Origin of the sequence: Streptomyces cahuitamycinicus, assembly GCF_002891435.1 — a bacterium.
Taxonomy (GTDB): domain Bacteria; phylum Actinomycetota; class Actinomycetes; order Streptomycetales; family Streptomycetaceae; genus Streptomyces; species Streptomyces cahuitamycinicus.
Window position 1 is genome coordinate 1 of sequence record NZ_POUC01000213.1, and the last position, 13,166, is coordinate 13,166.

Here is a 13,166-nt window from a genome sequence, read left to right on the forward strand (position 1 = left end):
GTCCTGGTCGGGGAGGTGGGCGAGGCGGGTGGCGAAGCCGTCGGCGAGCGGGTCACCCGGGGGCAGGGTGACGAACCAGCCCCGGCGCAGGTCGGCGATCGTGCGACGAGGGCTGCGGCCCTGGCCGAGACCGGTGAAGCGGGCCTGCCCGGCCGAGGCCAGGCCGTGTGCCGCGGCGCAGGACTCGACGTCCGCCGCCGCGTCCCGGACCGGGCCGGGCGGCCGGGAGGACAGGACGACATCGATGTCACTGCCCACGTTGTGGGAGGCGGCCTTGTCGACCGTGGTGACGTAGATCCCGCCGGGCCGCAGCACCCGGGCGCATTCGCCGACAATGGCCCGCACCTCGGCGGGCCCGGCGGCCAGGTGCAGCAGCCACACGCTGCACACGGCGTCGAACTGCCCGTCCCGGAAGGGCAGCCGGCGGCTGTCGGCGCGTACGACGGCACCGGGGAGCCGGGTGGAGGCCTGCCGGGCCATCGCCGGGGAGAGGTCGACGCCGGTCACCCGCAGGCCGTCGCGGGCGGCCGCGAGCCGGCGGGTCACGATGCCGGTGCCGCAGGCGACGTCGAGCAGACGGCGCGAGTCCGGCGGTACGAGGCTCAGCACCGCTTCCGCGGCGGCCGCCGCCCGGGGCTCACCGCCGCGTGAGGCGTCGTACCGCTCCGCTTCCTTGTCGTAGTCGAGCACCTCGTCAGTGTGCCCCGTGCCCGGGGGCCAGGTCCTCCACCCTGCGGGCGAGCTCGAAGTCCTTCTCGGTCACGGCGCCGCCCGCGCTGTGCGTGTGCACGGCCAGGGAGACGGTGTTGTAGCCGAGCGTGAGGTCGGAGTGGTGGTTCAGCTCTTCCTGGACCTGGGCGATGTGCACGACCATCGCCGTCGCCGCGAAGTGAGAGCCGAGCCGGTAGGCGCGGATGAGGTGGTCCCTGTCGAGCGACCAGCCCGGCAGCTCGGCCAGCCGGTCCTCGACCTCCTTCTGCGACAGCGGTTCGACGGGCATGGGCCGCGCTCCTTCCCTGGCTGCTGGTCCTCCCAGCCTGCCACAGCGGGGCGGCCGGGGCCCTGGTCACCGGGGTGTGCCTGTCCGGCACGACCGGTTCTCGACTACGGTCCGGGCATGACCACTCACCCGTCCACCGCCGAGAAGGGCGCGGGCCCGCTGCTGCGGGCCTGGCGGGAGCAGCGGCGGATCAGCCAGCTGGAGCTGGCCCTGCGCGCGGACTCCTCGGCCCGGCACATCAGCTTCGTCGAGACCGGCCGCTCCCGGCCCAGCGAGGAGATGGTGCTGCGGCTGGCCGAGCACCTGGACGTCCCCGTGCGGGAGCGCAACGCGCTGCTGCTGGCGGCCGGTTACGCGCCCCGCTACCCGGAGACACCGCTGGACGACCCGGCGCTGGGCGCGCTGCGGGAGGGCATCGAGCGGCTGATCGGCGGCTACGAGCCGTATCCGGCGCTGGTGGTGGACGCCCTGTACAACGTGGTGGCGGCCAACCGGGGGGTGATGACGCTGGTCGACGGGGTCGGCGAGGCGCTGCTCGAACCGCCGCTGAACGCGATGCGGCTGGCCCTGCACCCGCAGGGCCTCGCGCCCCGCATCCGCAATCTGCGCGCCTGGCGTGGGCATCTGCTGGAGCAGATGGAGCGGCAGATCGCGCTGCACCGCTCGGAGCCGCTGCGGGCGCTGTACGAGGAGGTGGCGGCGTATCCGGTGCCCGACGCGGCTCCGGCGGACGAGCCGTCGGAGCCGGTGCCGTACTTCGCGCTGCCGCTGCGCATCGAGCACGAGGGTCGGACGCTGTCGTTCGTCTCCTCGATCTCCACGTTCAACACGCCGATGGACGTGACGGTCGCCGAGCTGGCCATCGAGACGCTGCTCCCGGCCGACCCGGCGACGGCCAAGTACCTTCAGGCCTCGCTGCCCTGACGGGCCCTCAGAGCCAGCTGCTGGAGGACGGCGAATCCGGCCACGACCAGGGCCTGGAGCACCGTCCACACGGCGCCCGGTGTGCTCGGCGTGAGCCACAGCGCCAGGGCCGCGAGGCTCACCGCCGCCCAGGCGAGGTTGGCCTCGGCGACGGCCCACACGCCGGGCGCCGGGGGCCGCCTGCGGGCGGCCAGCAGCGCCACGCCCGCCGAGTAGAGGGCGAGGAACGCGCCGAGGGCGAGCAGCAGCGTGGCGTCGACCCCGAGGAACCTCCCGAGCGGGCCGGAGAACGCCAGGTAGGCGAGCGCGTTGGTGCCGGTGACGACGGCGTCCAGGGCGAGGAAGCGGCGCAGCATCGACTGCGGTTCCACGGTCCGGGCGAGTGCGGCGAGCTGGATCGCGGACATGGGGAATCACCTTCCGTGGGGTTGTGGTGCGGCGGCTTGGGCCGGGTCCCGGGCCGGAGTGCGCCGGCCCGGGACCCGGTGCGTTCACGATCCCGGGCCGGCTGCGTCCGGTCGATTACCCGCGGGGTAATGCCCCGCCTCGCTTCCGCTTCCGGCGATCTCCTCGGTGCGAGCCCTGTGATGCGGCCGCCCGGGCGTGACAGACTGATCACAGGCTTGGGCACGTGGGGAGGCGTGGCGTGAGTGAACGGCGGGCCGCACCCACGGTGGGCCAGGTGGTCCTGGGCAAGCGGCTGCAGGAGCTGCGCGAGGCCGCGGGCCTCAGTCGCGACGAGGCCGCCAAGGTGCTGCGGGTCGCCCCGGCGACCGTCCGGCGCATGGAGACCGCCGACGTCGCGCTGAAGATCCCGTACGCGCAGATCCTGCTGACGGCCTACGGCGTGGCCGAGGACGAGGTGACCGCGTTCGTCGACCTCGCCGAGGAGGCGAACCGGCCGGGCTGGTGGCAGCGGTTCCACGACGTGCTGCCGGAGTGGTTCAGCCTGTACGTGAGCCTGGAGGGCGCCGCGCGGATCATCCGGTCGTACGAGCCGCACTTCGTGCCGGGGCTGCTGCAGACCGAGGGGTACGCGCGGGCCGTGCTGCGGGCCGGGACCATCGCGAACGCCGGGCCGGAGGCCGTGGAGCGGCATGTGTCGCTGCGGATGGAGCGGCAGCGGCTCCTGGACCGCCCCGATCCCCCGCACCTGTGGGTGATCATGGACGAGACGGTGCTGCGCCGCCCGGTGAGCGTCGACGGCCGGGTGATGCGCGACCAGCTGGACAAGCTGCTGGAGTACGCCGCGCGCGACCGGGTCACGCTCCAGATCGCCGAGTTCGCGGACGGCCCTCATCCGGGGACGTACGCGCCGTTCTCGCTGTTCCGCTTCGCCGAGCCGGAACTGCCCGACATGGTCTTCACCGAGTATCTGACCGGAGCGCTGTACCTGGATTCCCGCAAGGAGGTCTCGGCGCATCTGGAGGTGCTGGACCACATGACGGCCGGGGCGGGCTCGGCGCAGCGTACGGACGAGCTGCTGCGGGAGTACCGGGAGCGGTACTGAGCCCCTCGCTCCCGCCCTGACGTCATGGCACGGGTTCTGACCCGTACGGGCGCCGTCGGCGGGTGCGCTCCCCGGCCCGGCCCTAGCGTCGGGATGGCGGGCAGGCAGGCCGGCGCACGCGAAGGAGGTCCGATGCCCGGATTCGAGGTGCTGTACCAGGCGGCCGCGTTGTGCCTGATGTACCCCGACGACGACTTCCGCGCCCGGCTGCCGCTGCTGCGCGAAGCCGCCCCGCAGCTGCGGGAGTTCGCCGACCACGCGGCCGTCACCCCGCCGATGGAGCTGGCCGCGCACTACGTCGAGGTGTTCGAGGCGGGGCAGGAGCACAGCCTGTATCTGAGCGCCTGGCGCGAGGCCGCCCCGGCGCCCTCCGAGGAGCTCTACCGCGCGCACGGCCTGGAGACCACCGGTGAGGAGCCGCCGGACTTCCTGCCCGCGGTTCTGGAGTTCGCGGCCCGCACAGGCACCACGGAGCTGCTGGTGGACCACCGCGACGGTCTGGACCAGCTCCGGTGCGGCCTCACCGACTTCGGCACGCCGTACGCGACGGTCCTGGACGCGGTGTGCGCGACGCTGCCGCCCGCGCACACCGCGCTCTAGGAGCCCGCCGACCAGGTCGGCACGGGCACGGCTACGTGCCCGTGCCCAGCCGCCAGATGTCGTCCTCGGCGAAGGCACCCGCGAACGCCTGCACCTCGTCCACGTCACCGTGCAGGTATTCGCCCCACGCGTCACCGCTCCGGCCCCGGCCGATCTGAAGCGGGCCGGAGCCTCGCCAGCCGTTCGGGAGATCCGCGGTCGCGTCCGTGCCGGCCCTGCCGTCGAGGTAGAGCTTGATCTGGTCGGTGGCGTCGTCGTAGACGACGGCGAGCCGGTGGCCGACGCCCTCGCCGCCGTCCGCCATCTCCGTCTGGGCCACCACCGTTTCGGGAGCACCCCGCTCGTCCTTGTGCGGCATCACCAGCTGCCAGGCGTGCTGCGCGGGCTGGTAGCGCACCCTGAAGGCGTCGGTGTGCTCACCGGGCAGCGACAGCACCGTCATGGGGCCCTCGGGCTCCGCGTCCGCCAGGCGTGCGACCACGCCGATGGTGAAACTGTCCGAGGTATCGACGACAGGCCCCTCCGCCACCGCGTGGCCGGACCTGCCGTCCAGGGACAGATGCCCGTCGCCGACGAGCGCGTAGGACACCGCGGGGCAGTCCGGGTCGAGCTCCGGGAGACACGAGCCGTCCGGGCCGCGGTGGATCGTCGCACCGGGCGCCAGTTTCAGGGGCGCGCCGCCGTTCCGCTCGGGGCTGGCGCCGTCCCGGGCCGTCTCCAGTGACCAGTGGCCGCGCGACGACGGATTGCGGTACGCCAGTTCCGACACCTCGTCGGGCACGACCACCCGGTCGTGGACCCTGACGCCGCCCAGTCCGCCGTGCCAGCGGTCGTGGTAGCCGTTTCCGTCGCGGACCCGGCCGATCTGGAAGGCTCCGGCGGTGGCGGCGGGCTTGGCCTCGGCCCTGGTGCCGGCCTCATGGCCGTTGACGTACAGCTGCGCCTTGCCCGTCTCGGCGTCGTACACGCCCAGCAGGTGAGCCCATTCGCCGGTCTCCGGAGCGCCGCCCGACACCGTCGCGCCGCCGACGGTGAACGACCAGTCCGGAGCCTCGCCCCGGGCGCTCAGGCCGAGGGTGAACGCGGCCGACTCCCCCGCGTCCTGGCCGGCGACGGTCATGTTCCGGTCGGTCTCGGCCGGGCGTGCCCAGGCGCTGACCGCGAAGCTCTTGCGGGGGTCGGCGACGGCCGGGGCGCCCGGGGTGAGGTAGCCGTGGCTGCTGCCGTCCAGGGTCGCCGACGCGGTGAGCTTCGTGCGCGCGGGGGCCGGGGCTCCGAAGGTGACGCCGGAGCCGGCGATCGCGTCGGTGCCCGCCTCGGCGTCGGCGGACGTGGCTCCCTTCGCGTCGGCCAGGGGCCAGTGGGCCACGGGCGGGCGGCCGGACTTCACGTAGAAGTCGTACGACGACTGGCCGCTGCTGCGTCCGGCACGGTCGATGGCCCGGACGGTCAGGCTCTCGGGGCCCGAGTCGAGGGGCAGGAAGGGGATGGTCGCCGGCCCGCCGGGCCACTCGGGGCGGACGGTTCCGTAGGGGCCGCCGATGAAGCCGTAGGTGTAGGACACGACATCGTCGGAAGGCGAGTCCATGGTGAAGTGGCCGTAGACGCCCACTCCGTCCACCCAGAACAGGTTCGCCGGGTACTCGGGCGAGGAGATCGTCGCCTCCTCCGGGTTCTCGTCGTCGTAGACGAACTCGCAGGCGGAGCCGTCACCCTCGGAGCTCCAGGGGGAGGTCGCCTTGCCGTCGTTCGCGCGGACCCGCCAGGAGATGACGGTGTTCGGCGGGACGGAGCCCTCCGGCATGTGCCACCGCTGCGGACTGCCCGAGAGCGTCGCGGACCTCGTGTGCGTGAGGCGCTGTTCCACCCCGTCGGCGTCCGTCCACCACGCCTCGAACTCGCCCTTGACCAGGTTGGCCTCGGCGGGGTGGTTGTCCTCCTCCGGGTCGTACAGGACCGCGCTCAGGACTGGCGGCTCGGAGACGTACGCCCTCTCGTCCCCCGTCGCGCACGCCTTGTACCCCGTCTGCAGGTCTTGGACGAGCGGCTGCTTCGGCGGCAGGTTGTCCGCGGCCTGTGCCACGCCGGTGCCGGTCGTCATCACGGCCGCCACCGCACACCCCACCGCCAGCAGTCTGTGTCCGCCGGATCTCTTCAGTGCGTCCAACTGTCCCTCCCCTGTGAACTTCCCTCGGCCCGCCGGTCACACGGGCTGCTGGAGGTTAACAGGGGGCACTGACGTCGCAGTAAGGGTTTTCCCCGTCCCTCGCGGGGAGTTGGGCTAGGCGGCGCCGCCCTTCTCGTCCCGTCCGTTCCTCTCGTCGTCCACGATCTCCGCGTCCACCACTGCCTCCTCGTCCTGCGGTGCGGTGGGGGGCTCCTCCGTGGGGGCCTGCTGGGGCTGGGCGTACATCGCCTGGCCCATCTTCTGGCTGACGGAGGCGAGTTTCTCGACGGCGGCGCGCAGGGCGGTGGTGTCCGCCTGCTGTGCCAGTCCCTCCTTCACCTCGGCGACGGCCGACTCGACCTCGGACTTCGTGTCGGCCGGGACGCGGTCGCCGTTCTCGCGCAGGAAGTTCTCGGTCTGGTAGACGAGTTGCTCGGCCTGGTTGCGGGTCTCGGCGGCCTCGCGGCGTTTGCTGTCCTCCTCGGCGTACTGGTCGGCCTCGCGCATCATCCGGTCGATGTCGTCCTTGGGCAGGGCCGAGCCGCCGGTGACGGTCATCTTCTGCTCGCGGCCGGTCGCCAGGTCCTTGGCGGAGACGTGCATGATGCCGTTGGCGTCGATGTCGAAGGCGACCTCGATCTGCGGGACGCCGCGCGGGGCCGGCGGCAGACCGGTGAGGTCGAAGACGCCGAGCTTCTTGTTGTACGCGGCGATCTCCCGTTCGCCCTGGTAGACCTGGATGCCGACGGAGGGCTGGTTGTCGGCCGCCGTCGTGAAGATCTCCGAACGCCGCGTCGGAATGGTCGTGTTGCGCTCGATGAGCTTCGTCATGATGCCGCCCTTGGTCTCGATGCCCAGGGACAGCGGGGTGACGTCGAGCAGCAGGACGTCCTTGACGTCACCGCGGATGACGCCCGCTTGGAGCGCGGCGCCGACGGCCACGACCTCGTCGGGGTTGACGCCCTTGTGCGGATCCTTGCCGGTGAGTTCCTTCACCAGGTCGGTCACCGCGGGCATCCGGGTCGAGCCGCCGACGAGGATCACGTGGTCGACCGCCGAGAGCTGCACCCCGGCATCCTGGACGGCCTGGTGGAAGGGGGTCTTGCAGCGGTCCAGCAGATCGGCGGTGAGCTCCTGGAACTGGGCCCGGGTCAGCTTCTCGTCGAGATGCAGCGGCCCTGCGGCGGAGGCCGTGATGTAGGGCAGGTTGATGGTCGTCTCGGTGGAGCTGGAAAGCTCGATCTTGGCCCGCTCGGCGCCCTCGCGAAGCCGCTGTACCGCCATCTTGTCGCCCGCGAGGTCGACACCGTTCTGGCCCTTGAAGCGCTTGATCAGGTACTCGACGATCCGCTGGTCCCAGTCGTCGCCGCCGAGGTGGGTGTCGCCGTTGGTGGCCTTCACCTCGATGACGCCGTCGCCCATCTCCAGCAGTGACACGTCGAAGGTGCCGCCGCCGAGGTCGAAGACGAGCACCGTCTGGTCGTTCTCCTTGTCCAGGCCGTAGGCGAGCGCCGCGGCCGTCGGCTCGTTGATGATCCGCAGGACCTTCAGGCCCGCGATCTCACCGGCCTCCTTGGTGGCCTGCCGCTGGGTGTCGTCGAAGTAGGCGGGGACGGTGATCACCGCGTCGGTGACGTCCTCACCGAGGTAGGACTCCGCGTCCCGCTTCAGCTTCTGCAGCACTCGCGCGGACAGTTCCTGCGCCCGGTAGCGGGTGCCGTCCACATCGCCCTCGGCGGGGAAGCGCCAGTGCGCGTCGCCCATGTACCGCTTGACCGAGCGGGCGGTGCGGTCCACGTTCGTCACGGCCTGCCGTTTGGCCACTTCTCCGACCAGCACCTCGCCGTTCTTGGCGAACGCCACGACGGAGGGTGTGGTTCTGGCCCCCTCCGCGTTGGCGATGACGGTGGACTCGCCGCCTTCCAGCACGGCGACCACCGAGTTCGTGGTTCCGAGGTCGATCCCGACCGCTCGTCCCATCGCTGTCCCCTTCCGCCAGGGCGACGACACGTCCCACCATCCAGCACAAAACTTGAGTGCGCTGTTGTCAATGCCGCGATGGGGTGAGCGGTCCGCGCAGGGCCACCGCGCGCCGGGGCCGGTCGGTGACGAGCACATCGACGCGCGGGTGGGCGAGGAAGGCCCGCATCAGGGTGTCGTCGTTGACGGTCCAGACCATGGTGAACAGGCCGTGCCGGGTTGCCTCGCGCAGCACGTTGGTCCTGGCCAGCCGCTGGTGGACGGCGACGCCGTGCGCTCCGCAGGCCCGGATGCGGCGGGCCGGGAACAGCTCGCTGAGCCGCGTCCCGGGCAGCCGGGCCAGGGCCAGCTCCCTGCGGTCGCGCCCGAGGGACAGGGCGGTGCGCACCGCGGGGAACGCGTGGGTCACGGCGGCGACGGAACGGTCCTCCAGCGTCGTCACGACGAGCCCGTCCGTGCCGAGCAGTGCGACCGCCCGGTCGATCACCTCCCGCTCGTAGCCGACCTCCTTGAGGTCGAGGTGGGCCACGAGTTTCCCGGCGATCAGCGCCATGACCTCGTCCACCACGGGTACGGCGTATCCGGCACGCTCGCACAGCTCGGCGTGGGTGAGCGCGGACAGCGGCGGCCCGGCGGGGCCGACCCGGGGGTCGTGGTAGACGGCGAGGACCCCGTCCCGGGTGCGGCGGATGTCGAACTCGACGTACTCCGCGCCGGACTCGATCGCGTCCTCGTACGCCTCCCAGGTGGCGGGGCCGGCGCGCTCGGAGCCGCCGCGGTGGGCGGAGACGGCGGGGTGTGGCGTCATGGTCGTCGGTTCCCGGAGGGCGAGCGGGGCGGTGGGACGGGGGCGAAGGCGTCGTCGGGCGCGGGCAGCAGCGAGCCGGAGCGGGTGCTGACCCGTCTGAGCAGGACCCAGCCGATCACGACCAGGACGACGAAGGGCAGCCAGGCCAGCGCGTAGGCGGTGCCGTAGGCGCGCAGGTCGAGGATGGAGCGCTGGTCGTCGACGTTCGTGCCGTTCACACCGAAGAAGGCCAGCAGCAGGGTCGGCGGGAGCGCGATGAGAGTGGCCGCGGCCACCAGGCCGGAGACCGTGCGGTCGCGGCGGTCGTCGCGTTCGGCGAGTTCGGCGTCCAGGGCGGCGGAACGGGTGCTGATCACCGAGGTCAGGCGCTCGACCATACGGGCCGAGTTCTCCAGGCTGTCGCGGATGCCGAGGGCGTCACCCAGCGAGGACTGGAACGCCTCCGTGACCATCTCGGGGATCAGCAGGCTGTCGACGTAGGCCTCGACGCCGAAGGCCAGGTCGAGCTGGAGTTCGTTGACACCGGCGGAGAGGCGGGAGATCAGGGAGCGGATCTCGGTGGGCGAGTCGGTCAGGGCCTGCTCGTTGGCCTTCATCATGGCGAAGGCCGCCAGCCGGGTGCGCTGGAGCACGGACAGGGCGGAGATCATGCCGACGGCGACGAGGGCCAGGCCGTTCTCCACGTGCGGGGCCCAGCCGGTCTGGACGGAGACGCCCCGGCCGAGGGCGGAGAGGGTGAGGCCGTGGTTCCTGACGTGGGGCGCGAGGCTCGCGTCGTAGGGGGTGGCGGGGTTCCACGGCATCCGGCCGCGGTAGACGATCTCGTTGAGCAGGATCGCCTTGCGGGCCTCGTCGGCGCTGAGCAGTTCGCGCTGTAACCGGCCGCCGGGGAAGACGAGTTGGTGCACGTTCTGGCCGAGGGCGAGCGGCCGGCCGCCGAGCTGTGCGGCCAGCGTCTGCAGGATCGGGCGGTCGTCGAGCTCGATCCGCTCCCGGTCGAAGCAGGTGGAGGCCAGCCAGACGGCGAGGTCGCCGGCGGTTGTCTCGCCCGCGAAGGCGCAGTCCACGACGAGGGCGGCGTCGCCGCGCGGGGTGGTGACGACGAGGATCCGCAAGGATGCGAGGCCGAGACCGTGGTCGCCGTGTGGCAGCCGCAGCCGCCGGGGCGCGACCCGCTCGTCGAGGACCGGGAGGGGCAGCACGTCCTGGCTGGTCATCAGGTGGGGGGCGAAGCGGCCGTAGTCGTAGCGGTCGACCAGGGCGCCGAGGGCGGTGTCGCGGGGGCGGAGCCGTCCGGAGAGGCTGAACAGCAGCAGGACGCGGGTCCGCTCACGCGTGGCGGAGTCGAGCACCGTCGCGTTCGTGGACGTTCCCGGCTGCATCGCGTTCCTTCCGGCCCGGCGGTTCGAGGCGTCTGTTTCCTACCCCGGCCGGGGGTGGTGAACCGACGACGACGCGCGGGCCGCCCTTGCCGGGCGGGCCCGCGCGGCGGGGGTGACGCAGGTCAGGCGAGCTTGGCGGTCAGCGTGATGGGCGTGGCCTTGAGGGCCTGGCTCACCGGGCAGCCGACCTTGGCCTCGTCGGCGGCGGCCTGGAAGGCCGCCTCGTCGATGCCGGGGACCGTGCCCTCGACGGTGAGGTGGATGCCGGTGATGCCCTCGCCGGGCTGGAAGGAGACGTCGGCCGAGGTGATGAGCTTGGTGGGCGGCGTCCCGGCCTTGTTGAGGATGTTGGAGAAGGCCATGGAGAAGCAGCTGGAGTGGGCGGCCGCGATCAGCTCCTCGGGGCTGGTCTTGCCGTTCGCCTCCTCGGCGCGCGACGCCCACGTGACCGGCTGCTCGCCGATGGCGCCGGAGGAGTCGAAGGTGACGACACCGTTGCCCTCGAGCAGGTTGCCTTCCCAGACGGTGTGTGCGGAGCGCGTGGTAGCCACGAGTTCTTCCTTTCGCGTACGGACTCGCCTGTGGGCCCGTCTCCGGGCCCCGTGCCCCCCATCCGATCACACTACGGCTCGACTCACGCGAAAGACCTCCCCTCCGGCGGTGAACGGCAGCCGCCTGCCCGCGGGATCACACGGCCCGTGGACGCGGCCGGAGGTCAGGCTGCGCGCTCCTCCTCCGCTGCCTCCAGCGGCACCTGCGGCCCGTCCGACTCGCGCAGCCAGCGCCGCAGCACCCGGTGCACCTGCTCGGCTCCCACGAGTTCCTCGCCCTCTCCGGCCGGTGCGGAGACGCCGAGCGGGGACAGCAGGAAGGGTCTGCCCTGGGCGCCGCCGAGGCCGCCGTGGGAGCCGATCTGCTCCTCGAAGGCGAGGACTTCGCCGTCGGCCGGGTCGTGGAGGGAGTTGACCATGATGTCGGCGGTGTGCGGGAAGGAGTGCGTACGGCGCACCGCGTCGGCGGCGCCCGGACCGAACGGGGCGAGCGGGCCCGGGTTGTCGTCGAGGTCGGCCAGCGGGATCTCGGCGCCGTACGCGCCGAGGACGACACCGCCGTGTTCGTCGCTGCGGACCAGCAGGAAGCCGATGCCGGGGTGGTTGGCGAGGGTCGGCAGCAGCGCGGGATGGCGGGCGTCGATCTCCTCCTTGCTCATCCGGTGTGTGACGTCCGGGAAGGAGATCAGGCCGAGGTTGCCGGAGGCGAGCACGATCGGCTCCTCGCGGCGCCCGGGGCGGTGCTGCTCGCCTGCCTCCTCCACGGGGATGCGCAGCGCGGCGCGGACGGCGGCGCGGGCCTCCGCCCCGCTGCGGGTGCGCTCCGCCTTGCGCGGCACGGGCAGGCCGCACCCGGCCCGCACCAGGTCGCCGAGGGTGAGGCCGTAGCGGGAGCGGAAGGTCTCGCCGGGGCTCTGGCCGTGGTCGGAGAGCACGACGATCCGGTAGGGCCGCGGGGCGTGCTCGGCGACGTTCGCGATCAGGGCGAGCGAGCGGTCGAGGCGCTCCAGGACCAGCTGCGCGTCGCGGCTCGCGGGGCCGGAGTGGTGGGCGACCTCGTCGTAGGCGACCAGGTCGGCGTAGACGGCGGTGCGGCCGGCGAGCATGTCGCCCGTCACGGCGGCGACGACGACGTCCCGCTCGACGACGGTCGCGAAGGCGCGGACCAGGGGATAGAGGCCGCCGCGGGAGACGCGCGGGCGTTGTCTGTGCAGGCTCGCCCGGGTGGACTGGCCGATCTCCCGGCCCACCTCCGCGATGAAGGAGAGCGCGGTGCGCACGGCGTTGGCCGGGTCGGAGAAGTAGGCGAAGTAGCCGTCCCGGGAGCGGTTCTCCCTGCTGCGGCGGCGGGCGGCGATGGACAGCACGAGGGCCTGCTGCTCGGCGCCGCCGCTGAACAGGTTGCCGCGGCTGGCGCCGTCGACGGTGAGCAGCCCGCCGTGCCCGGCGTACTCGACGGCACGGCGCTGGAGTTCGGCGGCGCTGGTCGGGCGGTTGCAGACGACCACTTCGCGGGTGTCCTTCTCGTACCAGCGGAAGGCGGGGACGTCGTGGTTGCTGCCGTGCAGGATGCCGAGCTGGCTGGCGCCGGTCTGGCTGGACCAGTCGGTGCGCCAGGGAGTGAGGCGGTGGGTGGGGCGGCCGCCGTCGCCTATGTCGAGCCAGCGGGCGACGGTGGGCATCAGGCCCTTGCCGACCGCGTCCAGCAGGGTGTCGTGGCCGACGCCGTCCAGTTGCAGGAAGACGGTGCCGGGGCTCTGCGGGCAGGGTGGTCCGGACCGGCGGCGGCGGTCGGAGAGCCGGTACAGCCTGCGGCGGTAGGCGTCGTCGTCCCGCACGGCCAGGGCGGCTCCGGTCGCCGACGCCACGGCCGACATCACGGCGGCGACCACGACGGCGGTCTCCGGGGCGGCGGCGCCGCGCTCGGCCGGGTTGAGGCGCAGGGCGACCAGCAGCAGCGCCCCGTTCAGGAAGAACACCAGCAGCCCCAGCACGAGCGCCGGGACGAGGAGCAGGAGCCGGACGAGCAACGGCCACACCAGGGCGGACAGCAGGCCGAAGGCGCCTGCGCCGAAGGCCGCCGTGACGGCGATGTCGGTCGCGCTGTCGCCGTTCTCCGAGCGGAGCCGGAAGTCCGGGAGGATTCCGGCGAGCACGAGCATGGTGGCGGTGGAGACCGCCCACACGGCGGCGCTCCTCCCCACCTGACTGGCGGCCCGCCGCCACCGCACGCCCCGCACGCCC

12 protein-coding genes are annotated in these 13,166 nt (G+C 72.8%); 3 read left to right on the plus strand and 9 right to left on the minus strand.

Going from position 1 to position 13,166, the window contains the following annotated elements; all coding sequences use genetic code 11:
- A partial coding sequence (locus tag C1J00_RS25385; protein WP_102911365.1) for a class I SAM-dependent methyltransferase occupies positions 1-690 on the minus strand: 690 nt, incomplete at its 3' end.
- Positions 691-694: 4 nt separating this feature from the next.
- Positions 695-1,000: a 4a-hydroxytetrahydrobiopterin dehydratase gene (locus C1J00_RS25390; protein WP_102911366.1), complete on the minus strand. Its 306-nt coding sequence runs from the start codon at positions 998-1,000 to the stop codon at positions 695-697.
- A 117-nt stretch (positions 1,001-1,117) separates the two neighbouring features.
- Here C1J00_RS25390 and C1J00_RS25395 point away from each other — a divergent pair, with 117 nt between their 5' ends.
- Entirely contained in the window at positions 1,118-1,924 is an 807-nt protein-coding gene (locus C1J00_RS25395) for a helix-turn-helix domain-containing protein (RefSeq protein WP_102911367.1), read from the plus strand.
- Here C1J00_RS25395 and C1J00_RS25400 read toward each other — a convergent pair.
- Positions 1,906-2,331, minus strand: a complete 426-nt coding sequence (locus tag C1J00_RS25400) for a hypothetical protein (RefSeq protein WP_102911368.1) — start codon at positions 2,329-2,331, stop codon at positions 1,906-1,908. The two genes, C1J00_RS25395 and C1J00_RS25400, sit on opposite strands and share 19 nt — an antisense overlap.
- A gap of 239 nt (positions 2,332-2,570) precedes the next feature.
- On the opposite strand from C1J00_RS25400, the gene C1J00_RS25405 reads away from it, so the two are divergent.
- Positions 2,571-3,434 (plus strand): Sco1979 family transcriptional regulator, encoded by an 864-nt coding sequence (locus C1J00_RS25405; protein WP_102911369.1) that lies wholly within the window; start codon positions 2,571-2,573, stop codon positions 3,432-3,434.
- 132 nt (positions 3,435-3,566) lie between these two features.
- Complete coding sequence (locus tag C1J00_RS25410; RefSeq protein WP_102911370.1) at positions 3,567-4,034, plus strand: nitrate reductase molybdenum cofactor assembly chaperone; 468 nt, start codon at positions 3,567-3,569, stop codon at positions 4,032-4,034.
- Positions 4,035-4,065: 31 nt separating this feature from the next.
- On the opposite strand, the gene C1J00_RS25415 is transcribed toward C1J00_RS25410, so the two are convergent.
- The 6 genes from C1J00_RS25415 to C1J00_RS25440 all read right to left on the minus strand — a co-directional run bounded on the left by C1J00_RS25415 (position 4,066) and on the right by C1J00_RS25440 (position 13,162).
- The gene (locus C1J00_RS25415; protein WP_180989688.1) at positions 4,066-6,135 is read right to left on the minus strand and encodes a laminin G domain-containing protein; all 2,070 of its coding nucleotides are present in this window, start codon (positions 6,133-6,135) and stop codon (positions 4,066-4,068) included.
- A 180-nt stretch (positions 6,136-6,315) separates the two neighbouring features.
- Positions 6,316-8,181, minus strand: a complete 1,866-nt coding sequence (gene dnaK, locus C1J00_RS25420; RefSeq protein ID WP_102911371.1) for a molecular chaperone DnaK — start codon at positions 8,179-8,181, stop codon at positions 6,316-6,318.
- A 67-nt stretch (positions 8,182-8,248) separates the two neighbouring features.
- Complete coding sequence (locus C1J00_RS25425; protein WP_102911372.1) at positions 8,249-8,989, minus strand: glycerophosphodiester phosphodiesterase family protein; 741 nt, start codon at positions 8,987-8,989, stop codon at positions 8,249-8,251.
- The gene (locus tag C1J00_RS25430; protein ID WP_102911373.1) at positions 8,986-10,371 is read right to left on the minus strand and encodes a hypothetical protein; all 1,386 of its coding nucleotides are present in this window, start codon (positions 10,369-10,371) and stop codon (positions 8,986-8,988) included. The genes C1J00_RS25425 and C1J00_RS25430 overlap by 4 nt, the downstream gene beginning before the upstream one ends.
- Positions 10,372-10,493: 122 nt before the next feature.
- Complete coding sequence (locus C1J00_RS25435) at positions 10,494-10,922, minus strand: OsmC family peroxiredoxin (RefSeq protein WP_102911374.1); 429 nt, start codon at positions 10,920-10,922, stop codon at positions 10,494-10,496.
- A gap of 164 nt (positions 10,923-11,086) precedes the next feature.
- Positions 11,087-13,162, minus strand: coding sequence for a phage holin family protein (locus tag C1J00_RS25440; protein WP_102911375.1), 2,076 nt, complete (start codon positions 13,160-13,162; stop codon positions 11,087-11,089).
- Between the last annotated feature and the right edge of the window lie 4 nt (positions 13,163-13,166).